The following is a 23,065-nucleotide window of genomic DNA, read 5'->3' on the forward strand; positions in this document are numbered from 1 at the left end:
TTTATTTAGTTTATCACTCAGAAAGTGATTGATAATATTCTAACACGTTTTAAAGAAAAGTCAATAAAAAAATAAGCTTTTTTGCTTATTTTCTTTTTTAATTATTATATGTTCCGAATAAACCGTGTAGTCTTTGAGATGCAGTTCATAATAAGCCATCTTTTCCAGAATCTCTATAAATATAGAAGTCTGCAATGTAAGCTATTTCAACACAAATTAACACAACTAAAACTACAAGAATAATTGATAAAACAATTGTTAAGATCTTTTTATTTCTTTTTCTTTTTTGTTCTTCTTGATCTGTTGTACTGTTAACTGTTAAGTTAGTTTGTGACATAGTCGCTCCTTTTAATATAGTTATATGAGATATATTACTAATATTATAATTTAATATTTATATAATTTAATGGTTTTATTGAATTTTTTTCTTTATTCTTTTCTAGGTCTAATTGAATTAATACAGAATTAAATTGAGTATCATTGTCGCTAACGTGGAATGGTTTACGTGCATCGTATCTCATTTTTTCATATACTTCTTCAAAATTTGCACCAATTGCACAATTTTGTGGTCCGGTCATTCCAGCATCAGTAATATAGCAAGTTCCGTTAGGTAATAATTTATAATCATTAGTTTGCACATGTGTGTGTGTTCCGCATAGAGCATCAATTTTTCCATCTAAATAAAGTCCAAACACATATTTTTCACTTGTGGTTTCTCCGTGAAAATCTATAAAGTGAAAATCTGTTGGTTCTTCATGTTCAATGACTTGATCAATTGCATCAAAGAAGTTATTCGCATATTCTTCAGTTCAAGGTTTCATAAGTTGGTTAAAAGTAATACCCATAATACTTGTTACTCTTAATGAATATTCAATATTATTTTTATTAATTTTAAAAACTTTAGTTCCTGTTCCTGGATAAGTATTATTAATATTAAGTGGACGGATAATATCAGCTGTATCAATAAATTCAAAAATTTCAGCTTCTGCTCAAACATGATTTCCCATTGTAAAAGCATCAACACCGCATTCTTTTAATTCTTTATAATCAGATAAATTAAGTCCTTTACGGCCTGTAGCATTTTCTCCTTGAGCTATAACAAAGTCAATTTGATATTCGTCTTTTAATTGAGGTAGGATTTTACCAACCGTTTTAATTCCTGGTTTACCAAAAACATCACCAATAAATAGAATGTTTAGTTTATTCTCTGTATTTAATTCTGTATTTTTCATAGTCTTATTATATATATTAAAAAAATATGTAAAAAGAAAAACTCCAAACGGAGTTTTTTTGTGTGGATTAATATCCACCTTTTGAATCTTTACCTTCAACAATTGCAACTGAACGAGATGTTCCAAAACGAGATGCACCAGCTTCGTACATTGCAACTAAGTCATCCATGTTGCTAATTCCACCAGCAGCTTTAATTAATAAACTATCTCCACAAACACTTTTCATAATTTTAACATCATCAAGTGTTGCACCACGGTATGAAAACCCTGTTGATGTTTTAATAAATTCAGCTCCTGATTTCATAACGATTTCTGTAGCTTTTTTAATTTCTTCTGTTGTAAGTAAAGCTGTTTCGATAATAACTTTTAAAATGTGTTTTCCACAAGCTTCTTTAACTTTTTTAATGTCATTTAAAACATATTCGTAATCACCTTGTTTAAAACGTCCAATGTTGATTACCATATCAATTTCGTCAGCACCGTGTTCAATAGCTAATTTTGCTTCATGTGCTTTAGCTTGAGTAATCATTGCTCCTAAAGGGAAACCAACAACACTAGTAATTCCAATGTCTGTTCCTTTAAGTTTATCAGCAACATATTTTACTCATGAAGAGTTAACACATACTGTTTTGAAACCATATTTTTTAGCTTCATCAACTAATTTATCAAGTTCTTTAGTTGTTGCTTCTGGTTTTAAATATGTGTGATCGATCATTTTGTTGTAATTCATATTTTAACTTCCTATTTTAATTTATCTAAAATGATTTTGTTTTCAACTTGTTCTGAATTAATTCTATATCCTTCTTTTAATTCATTAACAAGTTCTGTATCAATTGGGTTTGATGAATAAAGTGTAAATAATGTATCACCAACTTTAACTTCTTCGTTAGTCTTTTTATTTAAAGTAATTCCAGCCTCAAAATCAATTGAGTCTTCTTTTGTTTTTCTACCTGCACCAAGTTTCATTGATACAAGTCCAAAAGTTAAAGCATCAAAAATTTCTAAATATCCTTCTTTTTCAGCTTTAACTTCTAATTTGTGTTTAGGATTTCAGAAAGTTGCAGATTTAAGTGCTTCGACATCACCGTTTTGTACTTTAACAAATTCGTAGAATTTTTCTAATGCTTTACCGTTGTTAATTACTTCTTGAACCATTTCCATTGCTTTCTCATGTGAATCAGTAATTTTAGCTTGTTCCAAAATTGTTGCACAAGATGAAAATACTAATTCATTAAAATCAGCAGGACCTTGTCCTTTAAGTGTAGCGATAGCTTCTAGCACTTCATTTTTATTACCGATTTCTCTACCAATTGGTCTAGACATATTAGTAATTTCAGCACGAACATCAACATTAAGTTCTTTACCAATGCTAATCATTGTTCTTGCTAAGTCTCTAGCTGATTCAAGGTTTTTCATAAATGCACCATTTCCACATTTAACATCTAATAAAATAGCATTTGACCCTGTTGCTAATTTTTTAGACATGATGCTTGATGCAATTAATGGAATAGATTCAACTGTACTTGTAACATCTCTTAAAGCATAAAGTTTTTTATCAGCAGGTACTAATTTAGCACTTTGTCCGATAACTGCAATTTTGTGTTCTTTAACTTGTTCAATAAATTGTTCTTCTGTTAATTCAACAGTAAATCCTGGAATAGATTCTAGTTTATCAATTGTACCACCTGTGTGTCCAAGCCCTCTACCACTCATTTTTGCAACTGGTGCACCACAAGCTGCTACAATTGGAGCAACAGCAAGTGTAGTTTTATCACCAATTCCACCTGTAGAGTGTTTATCAACTTTGATACCTGGAATAGCACTTAAATCAATAACATCACCTGAATGCATCATATATTTTGTCATTGTAGCAATTTCTCTTGCTGACATTCCGTTAAACATAACAGCCATTAAAAATGCACTCATTTGATAGTCAGGTGTTTTTCCTTCTACATATGAAGTAATTAAGAATTTAATTTCTTCATTTGTTAATTCTTTATTTAAACGTTTTTTTTCGATTAAATCTACTACTCTCATAATTATTTAGCTAAATTTAAAGCAATCTCCATCATTTTTGTAAATGCAAGTTGACGTTCTTCAGCTGATGTTTCTTCGTGTGTAATGATGTTATCGCTTACTGTAAGTAAACAAGCAGCTTCTTTTCCTGTAACTTCAGCATTTGTAAATAAAGCGTATGATTCCATTTCAACACCAAGACTTTGTGTTGTTGCGATTCTTTCTTCTACAGGAATAACTGAGTAGAAAACATCTGAAGAGTGAACTCTACCTTCGTTTAATTCGATGTTTAATTCTTTAGCAATTCCACGAATTTCATCGTTAAGTTTTTCACTTGGTTTAGCAACATTCCCGTCTTTTCCTAAAGCAATTCTTCTGAAAACATCTGAATCTGCATATGCTTCAGTTGCAAGAACAACTTCATATAAACCTAAATCTGCTTTATATGAACCCATTGAACCGATACGAACGATTCTATCTACATCGTAAAATTTAAATAATTCGTATGAATAAATTCCGATTGAAGGACAACCCATTCCGCTAGCTGCGACTGTAATTGGTCTTCCTTTGTATGTTCCAGTAAACATAAACATATTTCTAACTGAGTTAACAAGTTTGTACCCTGGATCTAAAAATGTTTCAGCAATAAATTTTGCTCTAAGTGGATCTCCTGGCATAATAACTGTTTTAGCGATTTCACCTTTTTTCGCCTGTATATGTGGTGTCATTTTTCCTCCGATTTAATTTGTTATTATATTTTTTAATAAAAAAATGGACTATTATTTATTGCTAGTCGTTAATATTTTAGCATTTTCATATTACTATTTATTTTTTTGGTAATAATTGCACGATTTTTATGAATAATTTCCATATTTTTCCAGCTTTGTGGCAAATTACACCTAAAATCATTAGTAAATTAACTATTTAAAAAGTTAAAATAAAAAAATCAATCCACTAATGTGAATTGATCATTATATTATAGGTAACTGAATTATTTATCTTGAACTGAAGTTACACCAGGTAATTCAAGTCCTTGTAATAATTCTAAGCTTGCTCCTCCACCTGTTGATACGTGTGAGAATTTGTCTTCCATACCTAATTTTTCAACAGCAGCAACTGAGTCACCACCACCAACTACAGAGTAGCAACCTTTAAGTTCAGCGATAGCTTTACATACTGCAAGTGTTCCATCTTTGTAGTGTTCAAATTCTGTAACTCCCATAGGTCCGTTTCAAACAACTGTTTTAGCACCTTCAAGAGCTTTTTGGAATTCAATAATAGATTTAGGTCCTAAGTCAAGTCCCATGTATCCGTCTTGAATGTCTCCTTCAAAAATTTGTGGTTCAACATCAGCAAATTCTTTAGCACATGCGTGGTCTACTGGTAAGATAACTTTATCTCCGTATTTTTCAAGGAAGTTTTTAGCTAAATCTAAGTAATCGTTTTCAACTAATGAGTTTCCAACTTTGTGTCCTTGAGCTTTTAAGAATGTATAAGCCATTCCACCACCGATAATCATTTTATCTGCGATTTTTACAAGGTTTTCAAGTACTTGGATTTTATCTGAAACTTTAGCTCCACCAATAATAGCAACATATGGATGTTCTGGGTTTTTGATAGCTTTTTCTAATGATGAAACTTCTTTTTCCATTAAGTATCCTAATGCACTTTCAGCAACGTTTGATGCAATACCAACGTTTGAAGCGTGTGCACGGTGTGCTGTTCCGAAAGCATCGTTAACAAACACATCACCAAGTTTAGCTCAGTATTTACCAAGTTCTTCGTTATTTTTACTTTCAGCTTTTGAGTTTAAGTCTTCATAACGTGTGTTTTGAACTAATAAAACATCACCAGGTTTCATTTCGTTGATTGCTTCTTCTAATTTAGCACCTCTTGTTTCTGAAACAAATTTAACTGGTTGGTTTAATTGTCTTGCTAATTCAACTGCAACTGGTTGTAAGTTTTTGCTTGCTAAATCTTCTTCTGATTTAACTCTTCCTAAGTGTGAGAATAAAATAGCTTTTCCACCTTCTTTAACAATTTTTTGAATTGTTGGTAAAGCAGCAGAGATTCTTTTTGTTGATGTAATAACACCATTTTTAACTGGAACGTTAAAGTCAACTCTAACTAAAACTTTTTTACCTTTTAAGTTTAAGTCATTAATTGTTTTTTTCATAATTCTCCTTAATTATTACTGTGACATTAATTAATGTAATTATAATAAAAAACGTAATAAAAAACAGAAGTGTTTTCTGTTTTTTACGTCTATAAAACAAACATATTCGTTAAAAGGTAGTTTATTGTTCTTTTTTAATTAGTCTATGTTTGTATAAGTACTCAATTCCTTTTTTAGTTATCTTACGTCCACGTGATGTTTTATCAATTAATTTTAAATAAAGTAAAACAGGTTCAATTTCATTCATAATTGTTTCTTTAGAATGAAGTACTAATCCTGAAATGGTGTCTAATGAAGCATATTTATAATTAAATCCGTGGTATAAAATTTGCAAATATTCTATATGGTCTTTTAATAAACCATATTCATATAGATCTAATGCCTTAAATGTTTTATCAACAATTTTATTGTCAATAACACCATCATTTTGTGCGAGTGCAAAATCTTGAATTCTTTCTAAAAGATTATTTGCCAGTCTTGGAATATATCTAGAGTAACTTGCTATCTTATGTTTTAATTCATCAGTTAAACTTAAATTCATTTTCTTCGCTGATAAATCTAATATTCTTTCAATATCGCTTTCATTATAATTAACTATTCTAGCTAAATATCCAAAACGTTCTTTTAGTGGTTGAGCTATTAAATTAATTTTTGTGGTAGCACCAATTAATGTAAATGGTTTAATTTTCATCCTCATTGCTTTAGCGTTTTCTTCTACCCCAATAATTAAATCAAACACAAATTCTTCCATTGCTCCATAGAGAAATTCAACAACATTTTTATTTACACTATGAATTTCATCAATAAAAACAATATCATTTTCATTAATCACCGATAAAACATTAATTAAATCTGCTTTCTTTTCAATATTAGAACCTTGCACATAATGTATTTTACTTTTAGTTTCATTCGCAATAATTGTTGCGAGAGTTGTCTTTCCAGTTCCTGGTGAACCATATAACAAAATATGTGATACTGGTTGTTGTTTAATTTGAGCACTTTTAATCATTGCCTTTAATGTCTGAATTAATTTACTTTGACCAACAAAATCTTTAAATGTTTGTGGCCGTAAATTTTTATTAGGCATTAGCTGGGCTTACTTGGTTGCTACTAGCAATGATTTGAATTGACTCTTCTACCATTGCATCTAAATCATTTGTTTCTTGGACTTTGCTTAAAGCTAAATCGATTTGATGTTTTTTAAATCCTAAAGTTGCTAATGTTTTGCTTAACTCCTTAAATTTACTAATTGAATTATTTGGAATGTCTTTTTTATTAATATTGCTACATAATTTGGCTCACTTGTTTTTGAGTTCCACACAAATTAATTTTGCTGTTTTTTCACTCACAAAATTAAAGTGTGATAATTCTACTCAATTTTCTGTTGCAATATATTGAGCTACCGTTTCTCAACCAACATCTAAAATATTAAGAGCAATTCTTGGACCAATTTTATCTATTCCAATTAAATCAATAAATAGCAATCTTTCTTTAAAGTCTTTAAATCCATAAGTATTTGTTAAGTATTCAGTCTTATATTCATATAAATAAATTTTTAATTTTTGGCCCACTTCAAAGCGAGCATCGTTAGGAACATTAACGATATACCCAGTACCTCCACTTTCTAAAATTAAATTAGATTTATTTTTATAAACTATTTCACCAATTTTATATAAAACCATATTTTCTCCTTGTTTGTATCACATTGAATAAATAAATTTTTATTGTAGCTTTACTAAAATTGGACAAAAAAAGACAGCAAAATAAATTGCTGTCAAATTTAATTAAATTATTTATTTTGTCTTACCATAGGTTGTTCTTCAATTGCAACTACTTCTTGTTTTAATTTATCAACGTTTTTGAATTTTCTACTAAAGTAAATTGATTTAGTTAAAAATCCATATTTTTTCTTAGAAATAATTGCTAATACTAAAACAACAAATGCAAAAAACATTGCAAAGTATGTTTGAGTATAATCAGCAGAATTAATTACGTGTTTGATTTCAATTTCTTGTAATTGACTACCTTTTTCTTCTCATTTAAATGTTGAATAAGTAGTATCTACTGGTTTAACTGAGTTTTCAAAGAAAATGAAGATAAATAATAATGTAACAAATGTAAAAATTCAAGGATAAAACTTATCACCATTGTATTTATTTTTAAGTAAAAGTACTAACACAATGCTCATAAGTACAATTGAAATTACAGTTGAAGCAATTGCTGAAGAATTTAAGAAGAAGAATAAATTATATTCTGCATATGCAGGTGAAATTTGTGCTCATTTTTGTTCTTCAGTAACTACACCTGGTTTTCAACGAACATCTTTAATGTAAGGTTGAAATTCCTCTTTATCTATTTCGATAGTTTCGAGGAAATAAAAGACTTGAAAAATTAAAAGACCTAAAATAATTAATAATAAAAGAATACTAATTATTAATAATATTTTTCTGGTTCGATAGTTGGTAGAGTGTTTTGAAAACTTGTACATTAGTTAACTCTTAATGTAGTTTCTTTATCAAAAATATGAATTCTTGATTCAACAAATTCTAAATTAACAAATGAATAAAGTTCATACTCAACACTGTTAGGAGCATTAACTATAAACTCAATATCTTTGCTAACTTTAACAGCTACCAACTGATCCTTACCGATTAACTCGATATTAGCAATTTTCCCTTTGGTTCCACTTGGATGATTTTCTTCAAAGATTTTAATATCTTCACTTCTAAATCCAATTACTAATTTTTGGTTTTCTTGTAACTTAGCTAAAGTTTCTTGATCTTGCACAGGAATTGTTACAACACCATCTTCAGAAACAATTTTTCCGTTTTTAAAAACTGCATCAAAAGTATTCATAGTTGGTGAACCAATGAATTTAGCAACGAAAATGTTAGCAGGTTTAAAGTAAAGTTCTCTCCCTGTTCCGTTTTGTTGAATGTGTCCATCATTAAAGACAACAATTTGATTTCCCATTGTCATCGCTTCTAGTTGGTCGTGTGTAACGTAAATACTTGTGGTGTTAAGCATACGGTGAATATTAACAATTTCTCTACGCATGCTTTCACGAAGTTTAGCATCAAGGTTTGAAAGAGGTTCATCCATTAAGAAAACAAGTGGTTTACGAGCAATCGCACGTCCGATTGCAACACATTGACGTTGTCCCCCTGAAAGGTCTCTTGGTTTACGGTATAAGTACTCATCAATTCTTAAAATTTTAGCAACGTCTTTAACACGTCTATCAATAATATCTTTACGTTCTTTAGCAATTTTTAATCCAAATGAAATATTGTTGTAAACGTTCATATGTGGATAAAGTGCGTATGATTGGAATACCATCGCAATATTTCTTTCACTAGGAAGTAAGTTATTATATCTTTTTGAGTTGAATAATAAGTCACCTTTAGTAATTGAGTTAAGTCCAGCAATCATTCTAAGTAAAGTTGTTTTTCCACAACCTGATGGGCCTAAAAAGATACAGAATGTTCCTGGTTTAATTTCAAGGTTGATGTCTTTAAGGGTATATTTATCGTTCCCTTCATATTTTTTAGAAATATTAACTAATTGAATGTGAGCACCTTGAGTGGTTTGGGTAAATTCTCCAACCTCTGAAATCATTTTATCAAGGTCTAAGGTCTCAAATCCATCAATTACTTCTACATCTAAATTTTCAACGATTTGTTCTTCTTTTTTCTTGTTTTTAAACATAATAAACTATCCTTTCACGGCTCCATCACTTAATCCGCCAATGATAAATCTTTGGAGATACATAAATAACGCAAAGGCTGGAATAGAAGCTAACAATGTTCCCATTGTGTAAGCACCAGCTTGAATATCTTGTTGGTTGTTTAAGAATTTTTGTAAACCAACAGCAAGAGTTTTAACTTCATCAGAAGCTAAAACGAATTGAGGTAGAATAACATCTGTAAACGGAATTAAGAATGATCATAAAGCAACCATAATTAAAGCAGGTTTAATAACTGGTAAAAGAATTCTAAAGAATAATTTTCAGTTACCACAACCATCGACTTTGGCTGAATCATCAAGTTCTGAACTAACAGTATCTAAATAACTTTTAACCATAAAGGTGTTTCCAGCAATAGCTCCACCAGTATAAATTACGATTAACATAATTTGTGGTGGTATTTTGATTTCTCCACCCATTCTAACAATCATATATAAAACGATTAATGATGCCGTAGCAGGAATCATTTGAATCATCATAATAATTGTTAACGAGTGTCTTGATCCAGCGAATTTAAAACGTGAGTATGCATAAGCGTTAAACGCAACTGCAATTGTTGCAAAAAAGGCTGTAAATAATGCAATTGCAATTGTGTTACCGTATCAAACTAAAAAGTAACTATAGCTTGAAGTAAATAAATAAGTTAAGTTATCAAATCCAAAGTGAAATGGCACAACAGAAACATAACGTGGGTTAGATGTGTTGAATGAAGCAATAATTAATGAAACAATCGGAAATAGAATAACTAATGATCAAGCAATTAAAATTATGTAGTTAAAGAATAATCCAACCATTTCAGGTCCAGTCATTGGTTTAGTATCAGATTCATTAAATTTAATTCTTTTAGGTTGGAGTCTTTCTTTTTTAATTTTTAAATCATTAAAAGAAAAATCATAAAAACTTTTTTTCTTAAACATTTTTAATCTCTCCTTGACATTGATTTAATGAATCCACGGGCTGCAAATGCCACACTAACAAGTGATGCAAGTGTAATAAGAGCTGCCGCAAAGGCTTGGTTACCTTCGATCTTGAATGAACCTGTTGTAAGTTTATAAACTCATGAAATAATAATATCTGTTGATCCTTCACCAAAGACTGTTGCATAAGGGAATGCAGGTCCACCACCTGTGAAGATAGAAATTGTGGTGAAGTTGTTAAAGGCTGCGACAAATTGTCCAATTAACATCGGAGCAATTGAAATTAATAATGTCGGCATCGTTAAGTAAATAAATAAGTGTTTACTTTTTGCTCCATCTACTGAACCAGCTTCATAAATGTCTTTTGGTACAGATTGAAGTGTTCCAGTAACGAGCATAAAGATGTAAGCATAACCAATTCAAGTTTGAACAATAATAACTAAAATTCTAGTTGTTCCAATTTCAGTAAGTCATGAACGTGCTTTTAGTCCAAATAATTGAGCTAAAATGTAGTTAATAAATCCAGCATCTCCTGGTGCGAACATATTCTTAATAAAGCTAAGTGTTACGAAAGCAGGAACTGCTCATGGAATAATGAATACAATTCTAAAGAATTTACGTCCTTTAACTCTTGGGTTGTTTGCTAAAATAGCAATTAAAATCCCTAGAGCAATTGGGAAAAAGGTTGAACAGATTGTTCAAATAATTGTTCAACCAAATACGTTTCCAATTGAACCGAGTAAATCAACTTCTCTAAAGGCTCATCATTTTCCTCATTGTTCAAGTCCAACTCAATCAAAAGGTTTTTGAGGAGCTTCGTGCATATATCCATAGTTAGTAAATGATAATAAGATTGATGTTAAGACTGGTGAAATAACCACGAATAACATAAGTAGTCAACCAAATAAGGAGATTAATCAAGGGAATCCTGAGGTATTTAATCAGCGTTTGGTGTGACTTCATTTACTTGGACGAGATCCTTGGTATAACGAAATTGCGACTCTTCGTGCACCAATGGCGGCGACACAAGAATAAATAATAGTTAAGGTAAGGAATAAAACCGATAAGACCCCAACAAATAATCAAAGTCTTGAGTCGACTTTAATACCAAAATCTTGGAAGGCGTCTGCCCCTAAATCTCAAAGTCCAAAAATACCATTTGAACTTGGATATCCATATCATCCTAAACTAAATGGAATAATAGTTAATCATAAGAAAGCAGTTAGGATTAACATTAAAGTTCCTTTAATGTTTTGTCTAAATCAAATAATTTCAGGTAATCCTGGAACTAAGAACCCTAAGAGTGGAGCTCAAATTTTAAGATTTTTATTTGTCTCTACTGGGATTGATTTAACTGCTTCGTTAATCTTACTTTCAAAAATTTTCTTATTAACTTTCTTCTCTGCTCTTTTACGTTGATCAGAACTGTTTAAAATTTCTTTGTTTTTAAGAATAGTTGATTGCAATTTAACTTCATTAATTTTTTCACGTCTTAAAATTTCAAATTCGTTTTTCTTGTTTTTAAACGCTTGATCTGAAATTTCTTTTGATTTAACTCTAGCTTTAAGTTGTTCAATTTGTTTGCTGTATTCTTGGTTAATTTTGGCAAAATTACGGTTTGCACTAGTTTTTTCTGCATCAGCTGCATTATTAAGTTTTAATTCTAATAATTCTAAGTTAGCAGTAATTTTTTCGTGTAAGAATTTAATTCTAGTTTTATAGTTATCAATGAAATATTCACGATAAGCAGTTGCTTCTTCGAGTTTATATTCATATTCATAACTATAAGCTTTATAAGTTTCTGCTAGAGCTTTTGCATAAACTGATTTACTAATTAATTTTGCTTCTTTAGCAATTTCAGAAATATTTGAAGATTTAAAAAATAAATCTTTTGCCATGTTGTATTTTGTAATTGTTTGATTGTTAATTGCTTGTTGTTCGAGTGCAAGAATTTCTTGATCTAACTGTTCGTTAGTTAAAGCTAAAAATGATTTTTGATTTGAATCAACAATTTTTTCTTTAGTAACAAATGAAAGGAAATCACGTTTGTTACGAACTAATAATTTTTGCACTTGAATATTTAAATATTTTGGATATTCTTGTTTAAGTTCGCTTCTACGTTTTTTAGCTGCTGCTAAAACTTTTGCAGTAACTTCTTTGTTATGTTTTTCAGTTGCTAAAATTTGTTCTTTGTGAGCTTGAATTTTAGCTAAAGCTTCTTGTTTATATTCATCTGCTTTAATTTGTGCTTCTTGAGTTTTTAAGTTATATTCATTTTCAAGTTCCACAATTCTACGTTGAGCTTGTAAAATGATGTTCTTTCTTTCTTTTTTATAAATTTCTTTTTGTAATGGTGCGATTGCTTTGTATTTACTTAGTAAAGTTTCTTTTTGTCTAAGTAAATTTTGTCTTCTTTGTTCTAAGTTATCGTAGATGTCTTTTAATAATTGATTAGGGTTTTTAGATTTTGATAAAACATTAATTTCAAATTCAGCAAGTTTATCTTTGATTTTAGTTCAATCAAAATCATTCATACCTTCAACTTGATATGCTTTTAGGTAAAGATATAAAGTGTGGTATAAAGCATATTTTTTAAAAATTTCTAATTCTGTTTGATTTGATTTAACTTGTAATTGTTGAATGCTATCGACTTTAAACTCATATTCATCAGCTGAGTTTTCAAGTGAAATAATAAAATCCTTAATATATTTTTTATTTAATGATTTTTCTTCTTCTAATTTAGTTAATTCAAATTTAAGTAGTGAAACAATATTGTCTGCAAATTTAAGTTTAGTAATCGAATCTTTATAAACTTTAATTTTGTTTTTATAAGCAACTTTGTGTGAGTTTAATTCACGTTTTAGATTATCATTAATCTTTTGTTTTGCTCTTAAAAACAATTCTTTTTCAATCTCATTACGTGTTTTAATGTTTTGAGTTAATCTGGTAAAAACATTATCAACTTGATGTTTATACGCTTTAAGATTGTTGCTACTTTCAGGTAGCTTAGCATCAAAAGTTTCACCGTATCAGTTATACAGTTTTAACTTTTCCATCTTTTATTTTCCTTTGTGAATTTTAATTCACTCATATTTGTGTAGTTGTTTATCGCGATAGTATTTAACTGTCGAAGCAATTAAACCTACGCTAATTAATGATGAAAGTATCGCAATAATGATACCTATGGCTAATTGAATTGGGTGTTGTCCAGCACTCCCATGAATAAATGGCATTGAGGCTAGAGCAATAAATAAGACAGTTCAAATTATGAAGAAACAATATCCAACTTTAATCTTCCGTGCTGCTAGTCATACATAAATCACAAAAAAGATAATAATAAGACTATTACCAATATATGACAAGACAAAACTCGTCATTATCTTCGTAGTCTTATTACCTTCTTCTTTTAAGTTATTAACATCAATTCCGTTTGCTTTTAAAAACTCTGCACCTGTACCAACAGTAAATAGTTCTAAAATTCAAACTATTAAAGCTAGAGTTAATAAAGCTGCTAGTATGGTAAAACCATAAAATTGATATTTATCTAAATGTGTTTTAAATTTTTGATACAAAATTATTTACTGTTTTGAGTTCAGTTAATTAATAATGCACTACCAGAAGCATTGATTGTTTTTAATCTTAAAGTCATTTGGTCACTTAATTTTTGAGCCATAATTTGAGCAAATTGTTCTTCTGTAAGATCTTTATTTTTCCCTTCATTTGCTGCAATTGTTGAATAAAGTGTTGTATTTCCAAATGTTTTTTCGTTTCATGCTTCTCACACAACACCATATTGTGGGTTTGATACCCCTGGACGTTCAGCTTGGGTTACGAATTTTCCAAGTCCACCATCTTCAAGTGATTTGTGTGATGTAACTACGTTGAATACTTTCTTAGTAATTGATGTTTTTAATAATTTATCAACAATTGCACCAATTTCAGATAATTTGTATTGTGAGTTTGCTCCATCAGCTTTTTTGAATGCGATGTTGTTTAATACGTATGTTGCTAATGATTGTCTTAAAGCGTTGTTTAAGTAAGCAGCTAAGTGTGCTACAAATGCTTTTTCAAACACTTCTTTTGAAGCTGGTTTATTAGCATATTTAGAAATAAATTCATATCCTTTAGCTGATAAATCACTAACGAATTTGTTTAATTCAGCTTCAGCAGCTGTTCTTGTTGCTGGATCGAATAATTTTACAGTCATAGCTGCTAATGTATTCATAAATTCATCTTTACTATCACCATCAACACCTCAAACTGCTTTTTCAATTTTTCTAAGGTGAAGTGCATTACCATCAACAAGTGGTTGTAATGCTTCGTTGTATGTTACTTTGCCATCTGCTTCTGTATAGAATTCTGGTTTAAGAAGTTCTTTGTTAAGTTTTCAAGCTTCTGTACCTTTAGTTAATTCTGCTGGTGTAGCTGGTTCAACTGAGAACATATCAATTAAAGCGTTTTGAAGTCCTAAAGAATCTTTAAGTTGTGAGTTTAAGTATATGACTTCATCTTTTGGAAGTGTTTCAGCTTGTTCGCTTGATAATTCAAATAATGCTTTAGCACCTGAGAATTTTTCAGGGTTATTAGCTTCTGTGTATCAAGTATCACCAACGAATTTACTTTCAATTTCAGATAAAGTTGTTCCAACTTTGTTAAATGCTTCTTTGAAGTCTTTTAATCCTTGATATCCTAACCCTTGAGCAAATGCAAGGCTTTCAGCATTTTCAGCTACTTCTGTAGCATCAATGTTTGCTTTAAGAGCATCTTGTGTAAATTGTACGTATGGTACTTTTGTATCATCTTTGAAGTATGCTTGTGAAGCTTCTGGTGAATAAATAGCTAATAATAAATCTCTAAGAGCTGCTTTTCTATCTTCTGAAGCTTTAGCGTTTCTTACGTTGTATACATATCCTCATGATCCAGGAGCTTGTAAGTATGGATTGTTTTGATATGTTTTTGGAACTGCAAAGACTGATTTAACATTACCATTTTTAAATGCGTTTTGAAGTTCTCATGTACCAAGAGTTGTGTAGTGCATTTTGTTTGTTCCGAATCATGCATATAAGTTGTTTGTAACAGCACCTCAATCAAAACCAAGTGCTACTTTAAGTGCACCTTGGTCAATTCCTTTTAATCCTCAAGGTGATTTAGCGTATTCAGCATCTGACATTTGGTATACAGCATTATAAATTGGGTAAACAAGTCTTGATTGGATTGCAATAGCTGGTTGGTAGTATTGTTTGTATGCATCATCTAATGTTCAACCAGAAGCTGCTCCTGTACCTGTTCCGTATAATGTAAGGTTCATTAATCTTGCTACACTGTTAGCTCTACGATCTTCAATTTTTGTGGTTTCAAGTAATTTTTCAAAGTAACCACCTAAAATACCATTACCATATCAGTAGTTTTGTGTATATAATAAACCATTACCATTTTTAACAATGTCGTATAATGTAGCATCTTCTGAACTTAAAAGATCTTTTCTTGTTTCTGTTTCATCCATGTTAGAAGCAAGAACAATACCTTCTTGGTTGTGTCTAATTGTAACGAATTTTGAAACAAGGTTGTTATCTAAAAGACCATAGTAAGTTCCGTAAGATAAAATTTGTTCTTTTTCAGCTGGTGTCCAGTGGTATGCATTATTAAGTTCTGAAATAATTTTTGGATCAAATGCTCTGATATCCATTGTTACACCTGCTTGAGCTAAGTCTGTAACTCTATCAGATGGTGCATAAATTAAGTCAGCAACTTGTGAGTAATCTGCAGCTCCAACTGTAGCAATTTTGTTAATTGCATCAAATGCACCTTGTTGCACTAAATAAATTCTGTAACCTTTTTTAAATGATTCAGTTTGCATAAAAAGGTAAATAGCATTGTGGTACATTTTTTCTTGTGGACCATCAACTGTAAGAACAATAGTTTTTTCTTGATCTGATGGATTTGATGCAAGAGCTGGTTTGATATCTTTATCTAAATATGAGTAAATTAATCCATCTTCGTTAGCATACTTACGGTCTGGTGTAAAGAATGCGTTTGTTGATTCAACTTCTTTGTATTCTGGTTGTTTTTGAGTATCGTTTGAACCTGTTGAACTACCTGTTCCACTAGTTTCTGTTCCTGTTCCTCTACGACGGTGGCAACCTGCTGAAAGAGCTACTACTGGTACAAGTGCTGCACTAGTAACTAAAGCTGCACGAAGAAGTTTCTTATTCTTAGTCATTTTAATCTCCTAAAATTATTCGAAAGCGATTTCATTTTTTGCGTAAGCACCAGCAAATAAAATAATAGTAATTGGTGCTAATAAATAAGTAAATGCAAAAAAAGTTCCTACAATTGGAATTCATTTATTAATTTCTGTTTTCGATAATATGTAATATGTATGAACTATTAAAATTAAATTCACTAAATAAGTGGTCAAAAGGGCTGTTAGAATAATCTTAAATAGCACATTTTCTTTGAGTAAATCAATTAAAACTACTCAAAAAGAGCGTTTTTCATCAAAATTAATACTTGTTAATAAGTAAATTGAAATTGCTAATAAGATTAACACAACAATATTGTTGAATGTCATATATAAATATTCTTGAATTTTTGGTAATCTTTTACGTTCTAACGGCCATTTTCCTAGAAAAATTCAGCGAATTTTTGTCTTTAATGGAATTTTTTTTATTGTTATTTTCTTCATAATTCCTATCTAAATTTTATTTTTTTATAAAGCAATTTGCTGAAAAAAGTTTCATTTCTTGCTCTTTATATATAACAGTAATACTTGATTAGTCAAGGGAATTATAATAAAAAATTTCAACAGAATTGTTGAAATTTAAATTATTTTGAAATTAAATACACTCCGTAAAATCCTAAGCTAGTATTTTTAAAATTATTGTTGTTAATTTCAATATTTGAACTTAAGAATGTTTTTTGCACCTTAAATTCATTTTTTAAAGTTATTCCATTTAAACTACCAGTGTTTTCATATCCATAAACAAAAACAATAAAGCTTCCATTGTCATTTTGTCTGATGGTTAACATTTTTTCGTTTAATTCATTTAACCCAGTAAATAATTCTTTAGGGTTAACTATATACTTAGCTTTTTGCTCTCTTAGAGCTGGATATTCTTGTCTTAGTTTGTTAATTGTTGCAACAATGTTATATCCGCTTTGTGGATCTTGAATCATTTTTTCAATTACTGGCATTTTGCTTGAAGCTCTCTTAGCAATTAAATCACCACTTTTATATTCGTGGAAGTAGACAGTATCATTAGTATTTGCTCAGTTATATGACTCACGAATATTATAATCGCCATTACCTAAACCATTTTTAGGTCCACCAATCATATATAGTTCATTTCCATCATATAAAGTAGGCAGTCCACCACGAGAAAGTAAACTTACTAGTGCATAATTATATGCATCAATTTCAAATTGGTTTAATTTAGTTGGTGCACTTGTAACTTCAGAAGAATTATTTGCTCAACGCACTTTATTAATTCAACGATCAACATCGTGGTTATCAATAAACGGAATTCACTCTGCATTATATTTGTTTAAATTATTAATTAAGTTCTTTTCATCATCTGCAGTAATTCCAACATAGTTAACAATTTTATCTTGATTAACATATTGTTTATCTTTGTAATTTTCTCCGTCAATTACCGTTCCTAAAGCTTGACTATTTAAATTTTTAAAATAACTTTCTGCTTGCATTGGATTGTTTCATCATTCGCCAAACATTAAAACATTATCTGAACTACTTGCAATATGTTGATTTGCTCTTGCCTTTAATCCTGTGTTTGCAGCATCTCTTCATTCTTTAAATAATTTCTTACTTTTACTGTGTGCTGAATCATCTTTTGGTTTATGTGGGTTATAAGTATCATAAATGTGATAGAAAGCATCATATCTAAATCCATCGACACCTTTAGTGGTTCAAAATTGATGCACGTTTAGAATTTCCTTACGAACATCTTGGTTATCCATATTTAAATCAGGCATACCAGCTCAGAATTTTGCTGTTCAAGCTAAAGGACTAAGCGGCACATCTTGTTTAATATGTGTAAATAATGGTTTTAAATATTTTTCATCACGTGCTTCACTATTTAATTTGTTATCTGAATCAACTTTGTAAAAATTATAGTAGTCTTGATATTTTTTATCACCTTGCAATGCTCTTTGGAATCATGGATGTTCATAAGAAGTATGGTTAAATGGAACATCTAAAATAACTCTAATTCCATTTTGGTGAGCTGCAATTAAAAATTGGTCAAAAGCTTCCATTCCACCAAGTTCAGGAGCTACATCAGTATAATCAATTACATCATATCCGTGGTAACTACTTGCTGGAAAAATTGGTGATAAATATAAAGTATCAATTCCTAAATTAACAAAATAATCCAGTTTATTTTTAAGTCCAATAAAATCACCAATTCCATCGTTATTCCCATCGGCAAAAGAATATACCGTTAGTTGATACATCACATTTGAATGTTTTGCAGCAGTATTAAATGGAGCAATTGGTTTGACACTAGCTAATTCATCTGCATATGAGACATTATCCATTTTAATATCTTTAGTAAATTTGGTATCACCTCAATATTTAAAGTCTTTGTTTTGTGGTTTAACACCTAATAAATCTTGAAAGGTTTTATTTTGGTTTGGTTTATCAGCATAACGTTTAATTAAAAGATTATCGCGATACTTAGCTTTTGATAGTATTTCATTAATTTTGTTAATTGATAGAGATTTAGAAATTTCTTTACTGTACTCTTCTTTTTCTTCACTAGATAAGTTTTTAAGTTCTTTAATTTCTTTTAAATATTGTTCTTTATTAATTTGGGTTTTACTTTGTTTAATCATTACTTTTAGTTGTAGAGCAACATCATCATATTGTTCGATGGTTTCAACTTCAGTAATTAATTTTAAAGCTTGATCATGTTTATCTTCTGGTAACTTTTTAGCAATTTCAATTAACTTAACTTGTAAATCATTTTTGGTTTTATATGCATCTAATTTATTTTGTTGTTGACAAGAAACTACTGGCAAAACACATAAAGGTGTAACACTAGCAGCTATTCAAATTCTTTTTCACTTCATACTTTAATTTTATGATTTTAGTTTTTTAGCAAAATTAAGTTAAAGAAAAACTTGATGCTCCGACTGGACGCATCAAGCTACTTTTTATTAATTTCTTGGTCTTTTTGTTTATCCTTACGATCTTTTAGTTTTCTAACAATGTAAAGTGTTAATAAAATAAGAAATAACGGAACAAAAGTTGCAATACATGCAATATGTAAAGCACTTAGTTTTTTTGGAGCACTAGAATAATAAATCATATCTACTGCTTCTCTTAGTTTGTTTGTTTCTGTTTTAACTAATTCGTAATTAATATTATTTCCTAGATATTGATCATCTTGTTTAATTAATAAATCAGAGTTGTTAATTTGTTTAGTAATTTCTAAGACTGTTTCTTTACTTTTTTGAGTAGCTGAATTTCAGTTTTGATGTGCTTCAATGTTTTTGGCTTTGGCTAAATACTCAATTAAAGTAGCATAATAACCATTTAGTTTTTCATATTCAATTGCTTCATTATGAAATTTAACTGGGTCGGTAATTTTTGTAAGCGTTTCTTTAATTCTTGTTTTTAAACTACTACTTATATTTTGATATGAATCAACATATTCAAATTCTTTACCTTGTAGTTCATTAATATCTGCATTTGCATAAGCATTAAAATTACATGAAATAACGCTAAGTGGCATTAGTGCAGTAGTTACTGAACCTAAAAATAATAATTTCTTTTTCATAAATTATAAAAAATAAGCAAAAGATAACTTTTACTTATTTTTAGTTTCCTAATTATTTGTTTGATTATTCAACAACGTGTTCTGTCATTTTTTCGTTTTCAACAACAAGGTATCTGTCACCTTTTTGAACACCATATGGTAATAATGCTTCAACACCTTTGTTGCTGTCTGCTTTAATTAATGGGAATAAAGCTTCTGAATCTACTGATGTAAATACTGAAGAGTAAACTCCAAATCCTTTAACCATTCTTTGGTCTTCTAATACACCAATGATTGTTGTGTTTGGACGGAATTTAGCAACTTGTTTAAGTAAAGCACCTGTTCTTGAAAGAACAACTACAAATTTGTATTCACCGTCGATAGCTTTTCTAGCTAATTCGTAAGCGATTTTTGTTCTTTTATCTGATTGGTTTGAGTTTTCTCAAACTTTTTCTAATTGAATTGGGTAGTAGTTTCTTCCGTAGAATTCTTTTTCAGCACGTTTTGAGATAGCTGTCATTGTTTTAACAGCTTCTAATGGGAAATTACCGTTTGCTGATTCACCTGAAAGCATTGTTGAGTCAGCTCCTAATTCTACTGCGTAGTAAACGTCTGTTACTTCAGCACGAGTTGGGTGTGGGTTGTTTTCCATTGAGTCAAGCATTTGTGTAGCAACTACAACTGGTTTCCCTGCTTCTCTACATTTTCTAATCATTTTCTTTTGGTAGTATGGAACGTCGTAGTAAGGAATTTCTAATCCTAAGTCTCCACGTGCAACCATAATTCCATCTGATGCTTCGATGATTTCATCGATGTTTTTACATCCTAAGTGTGATTCAATTTTTGAAATAATTTGGATGTGTTCTCCACCGTTTTCGTTTAATAATTTTCTAAGGTCGTTAACGTTTCTTGCTGAGTTAACGAATGATGCAGCAACAAAGTTAATTCCTTCTTTAATTCCGAATTTAACGTCGTTGATGTCTTTTTCAGCTAAGAATGGTAAAGTAAAGTCAACACCTGGAAGGTTGATACGTTTGTTTGTTTTAAGTTTGTGTGTGTTTTCAGCTTTAACTTTAACGTATCCTTTACCTACTTCAGTAACAACTGTTGAAAGTTTACCATCGTCTAATAATACTTGGTTACCAACAACTAAGTCTTGTGCCATGTCGTAAGCAACTGTAATTTCTGTTGATGTTCCTTCAAAGTTTTCGTATTTTTCTTTTGTTGTGTGTACTAATACTTCTGAACCTGCTGCAATAACTTGTGCACCATCTTTCATTTTTCCTACACGGATTTCTGGACCTTTAGTATCTAAAAGTAAAGAAACTGGAATTCTAAGTTCTTGTGAAACTTTTTTAGCTAAATTGAATTTGTTTCCTTGTTCTTCGTGTGAACCGTGTGAGAAGTTAGCTCTAATACATGTTACACCATTTTCAACTAATGCTTTCATCATGTCGTAGTTATCACTTGATGGACCGATTGTTGCAATTAATTTAGTTCTTTTATCTGTAATTTTCATTTACAACTCCTAATTAATGTATAAATATCTAAGATTAGATTTTTTAAAAATATAGTTTTATTTTAACACTTCCATAATATATCATAATTTAAACTTTATTTTTTTATTTTAGAAAATGGAAATGTTTACCTATTTTGCAAACTTATAAGTAAAGGTTTGTGAAATTGTTTTTGTCATTGCTGTATCAATGTGTTTTAAATCTTCTTTAGTTGCAGCACTAATTGCTAATTTCACTGGGATTGACACATTAATTTCAGCTCCATTTGGAACTTCTTTAAAAGTAAGCTCTGCATTTTTATAATCGATTATATTAAGTGAGTTAGTAGAGATACTAAAAATACCATTAATAAAATCTGATTTAGCTGAAATAGATGTTTTAGCTTTATCGTATGCACTAGTTAGTGTTTGATAATCAGGATAGTTAACTGTATCATGAGTTTTAAGAATAATATTTAAATTAGCACTGTCTAAATAAAGTGCAGCATTAGCTTCGTTGATAGTACCATTATCATTTAATAATTTTGCAAAACCATCAAGTTCATAAATTTGGTGAACCACTTCTGTAGAATTTTGTCCGTATTCTTTTGAACGTTTGATTGTTAAAAGAATATATAACTTACCTTCAAGGTCGTTTGCATAACTATTAAAGTAAATTTTAAACTCTGGATATTGTTTAACTTCAGCTGTTTTAGAATTAGTGTAGTAAGCACCTTCACGCATCACATTAAGTAATGATCCATTTTTTGGATTTACAATGTATAAATCTTGTTCTTTTAATTGATCTAAAGTTTTAATGTTTGAAGGCATAAAAGTTTGCATTCAGTTATATTCATCTTTAAATGAACTTAAACTGGTTGTGTAAATTCTATTTTTAGCATCAATATATTTTGAAGCAAGTGTTTGACTAAGATTTGGCTGTAATTTTTCACCAGGATATAAATCAAAACCTTGGGCTAATTTTTCAAGATATTCATCACTTTCTTTTGTTACAACTTTCTTTTTAGCAATAAAAACACTTGAAGTAATAATAGTAGCAACACCAGCTGTTCCGAGTAAAGCTCAAAGAGCTAATTTCATTGATTTTTTCATATTAGTTTCCCTCATTTAAAACATTATTAATAAACTCTGTTAATTCATTAATTCCAAAGTTTGTTTCACTTGAAACAATAAAGTATTTATCAAAACGATAGTTTTGTTGGTCGGCTTTAATTTTCTTAAGTAGTGCAGCTTTATCTTTTTGTTTTAATTTATCTGCTTTAGTAAAGACTAACGTATATGGCAATTCCATTTGATTTAAGTATTCTAAAATCTCTTTATCGGTATTAGTAATTCCATGACGAGCATCAATTAAAACAAACAATCTTTTTAGATTTGGACGATACACAAGATATTCGTGAATCATATCTAACATTTTTTGTTTTTGAGTGTGTGAGATTTTAGCATATCCATATCCAGGTAAATCTACAAACACAGCACCCAGTTCATTTTCAAAGAAGTTAAGTAATTGTGTTCTCCCTGGGGTTTTTGAAACTCTAGCTATTTTTTTATTTCCAGTAATAGCATTTAGTAAACTGCTTTTACCAACATTTGAACGTCCCCAGAAAGCAACTTCATAATGTGGATGTTCATATCAGTTTGATTTTTCAGTTGATGATTTAACGAATTTAAACATTGTTGCTCCTTA

The 23,065-nt window shown here is 29.9% G+C and carries 20 protein-coding genes; all 20 read right to left on the reverse strand.

Annotation, left to right across the window (positions count from 1 at the left end; all coding sequences use genetic code 4):
- Positions 1-97: 97 nt before the first annotated feature.
- The 20 genes from ACPYPZ_RS02670 to yihA all read right to left on the reverse strand — a co-directional run bounded on the left by ACPYPZ_RS02670 (position 98) and on the right by yihA (position 23,053).
- Positions 98-337, reverse strand: a complete 240-nt coding sequence (locus tag ACPYPZ_RS02670) for a hypothetical protein (protein WP_426461034.1) — start codon at positions 335-337, stop codon at positions 98-100.
- Positions 338-380: 43 nt separating this feature from the next.
- Entirely contained in the window at positions 381-1,232 is an 852-nt protein-coding gene (locus tag ACPYPZ_RS02675) for a TIGR00282 family metallophosphoesterase (RefSeq protein WP_426461035.1), read from the reverse strand.
- A 67-nt stretch (positions 1,233-1,299) separates the two neighbouring features.
- Complete coding sequence (gene deoC, locus ACPYPZ_RS02680; protein ID WP_426461036.1) at positions 1,300-1,962, reverse strand: deoxyribose-phosphate aldolase; 663 nt, start codon at positions 1,960-1,962, stop codon at positions 1,300-1,302.
- 11 nt (positions 1,963-1,973) lie between these two features.
- Complete coding sequence (locus tag ACPYPZ_RS02685; RefSeq protein ID WP_426461037.1) at positions 1,974-3,269, reverse strand: pyrimidine-nucleoside phosphorylase; 1,296 nt, start codon at positions 3,267-3,269, stop codon at positions 1,974-1,976.
- 2 nt (positions 3,270-3,271) lie between these two features.
- Positions 3,272-3,976 carry a purine-nucleoside phosphorylase gene (deoD, locus tag ACPYPZ_RS02690; protein ID WP_426461038.1) on the reverse strand — a complete coding sequence of 235 codons (705 nt, stop codon included), beginning with the start codon at positions 3,974-3,976 and terminating at the stop codon, positions 3,272-3,274.
- 263 nt (positions 3,977-4,239) lie between these two features.
- Complete coding sequence (locus ACPYPZ_RS02695) at positions 4,240-5,424, reverse strand: phosphoglycerate kinase (protein ID WP_426461039.1); 1,185 nt, start codon at positions 5,422-5,424, stop codon at positions 4,240-4,242.
- A gap of 121 nt (positions 5,425-5,545) precedes the next feature.
- Complete coding sequence (ruvB, locus tag ACPYPZ_RS02700; protein WP_426461040.1) at positions 5,546-6,511, reverse strand: Holliday junction branch migration DNA helicase RuvB; 966 nt, start codon at positions 6,509-6,511, stop codon at positions 5,546-5,548.
- Entirely contained in the window at positions 6,504-7,106 is a 603-nt protein-coding gene (gene ruvA / locus ACPYPZ_RS02705) for a Holliday junction branch migration protein RuvA (RefSeq protein WP_426461041.1), read from the reverse strand. Before ruvA ends, ruvB begins: the two co-directional genes overlap by 8 nt.
- A 107-nt stretch (positions 7,107-7,213) precedes the next feature.
- Entirely contained in the window at positions 7,214-7,912 is a 699-nt protein-coding gene (locus ACPYPZ_RS02710) for a hypothetical protein (RefSeq protein WP_426461042.1), read from the reverse strand.
- Entirely contained in the window at positions 7,912-9,129 is a 1,218-nt protein-coding gene (locus ACPYPZ_RS02715) for an ABC transporter ATP-binding protein (RefSeq protein WP_426461043.1), read from the reverse strand. The genes ACPYPZ_RS02710 and ACPYPZ_RS02715 overlap by 1 nt, the downstream gene beginning before the upstream one ends.
- Before the next feature lie 6 nt (positions 9,130-9,135).
- On the reverse strand, positions 9,136-10,083 hold the full coding sequence (locus ACPYPZ_RS02720) for a sugar ABC transporter permease (RefSeq protein ID WP_426461044.1): 948 nt from the start codon (positions 10,081-10,083) through the stop codon (positions 9,136-9,138).
- 2 nt (positions 10,084-10,085) lie between these two features.
- Positions 10,086-13,139: an ABC transporter permease subunit gene (locus ACPYPZ_RS02725; protein WP_426461045.1), complete on the reverse strand. Its 3,054-nt coding sequence runs from the start codon at positions 13,137-13,139 to the stop codon at positions 10,086-10,088.
- Positions 13,140-13,142: 3 nt separating this feature from the next.
- A complete protein-coding gene (locus ACPYPZ_RS02730) occupies positions 13,143-13,655 on the reverse strand; it encodes a hypothetical protein (RefSeq protein WP_426461046.1) in 513 nt (170 codons plus the stop codon).
- A gap of 2 nt (positions 13,656-13,657) precedes the next feature.
- Entirely contained in the window at positions 13,658-16,303 is a 2,646-nt protein-coding gene (locus ACPYPZ_RS02735) for a hypothetical protein (protein ID WP_426461047.1), read from the reverse strand.
- Positions 16,304-16,318: 15 nt separating this feature from the next.
- A complete protein-coding gene (locus ACPYPZ_RS02740) occupies positions 16,319-16,768 on the reverse strand; it encodes a hypothetical protein (protein WP_426461048.1) in 450 nt (149 codons plus the stop codon).
- Between the two features lie 140 nt (positions 16,769-16,908).
- The gene (locus ACPYPZ_RS02745; RefSeq protein WP_426461049.1) at positions 16,909-19,173 is read right to left on the reverse strand and encodes an alpha-amylase family glycosyl hydrolase; all 2,265 of its coding nucleotides are present in this window, start codon (positions 19,171-19,173) and stop codon (positions 16,909-16,911) included.
- 77 nt (positions 19,174-19,250) lie between these two features.
- Positions 19,251-19,883, reverse strand: coding sequence for a hypothetical protein (locus ACPYPZ_RS02750; protein WP_426461050.1), 633 nt, complete (start codon positions 19,881-19,883; stop codon positions 19,251-19,253).
- A 64-nt stretch (positions 19,884-19,947) separates the two neighbouring features.
- Positions 19,948-21,381 (reverse strand): pyruvate kinase, encoded by a 1,434-nt coding sequence (pyk, locus tag ACPYPZ_RS02755; protein WP_426461051.1) that lies wholly within the window; start codon positions 21,379-21,381, stop codon positions 19,948-19,950.
- A gap of 129 nt (positions 21,382-21,510) precedes the next feature.
- A complete protein-coding gene (locus tag ACPYPZ_RS02760; protein WP_426461052.1) occupies positions 21,511-22,470 on the reverse strand; it encodes an MAG1430 family protein in 960 nt (319 codons plus the stop codon).
- Between the two features lies 1 nt (position 22,471).
- Positions 22,472-23,053, reverse strand: coding sequence for a ribosome biogenesis GTP-binding protein YihA/YsxC (yihA, locus tag ACPYPZ_RS02765; protein ID WP_426461053.1), 582 nt, complete (start codon positions 23,051-23,053; stop codon positions 22,472-22,474).
- Between the last annotated feature and the right edge of the window lie 12 nt (positions 23,054-23,065).

It is taken from the genome of Mycoplasma hafezii (assembly GCF_049942695.1).
In the GTDB taxonomy this organism is placed as follows: domain Bacteria; phylum Bacillota_I; class Bacilli_A; order Mycoplasmatales; family Metamycoplasmataceae; genus Mycoplasmopsis; species Mycoplasmopsis hafezii.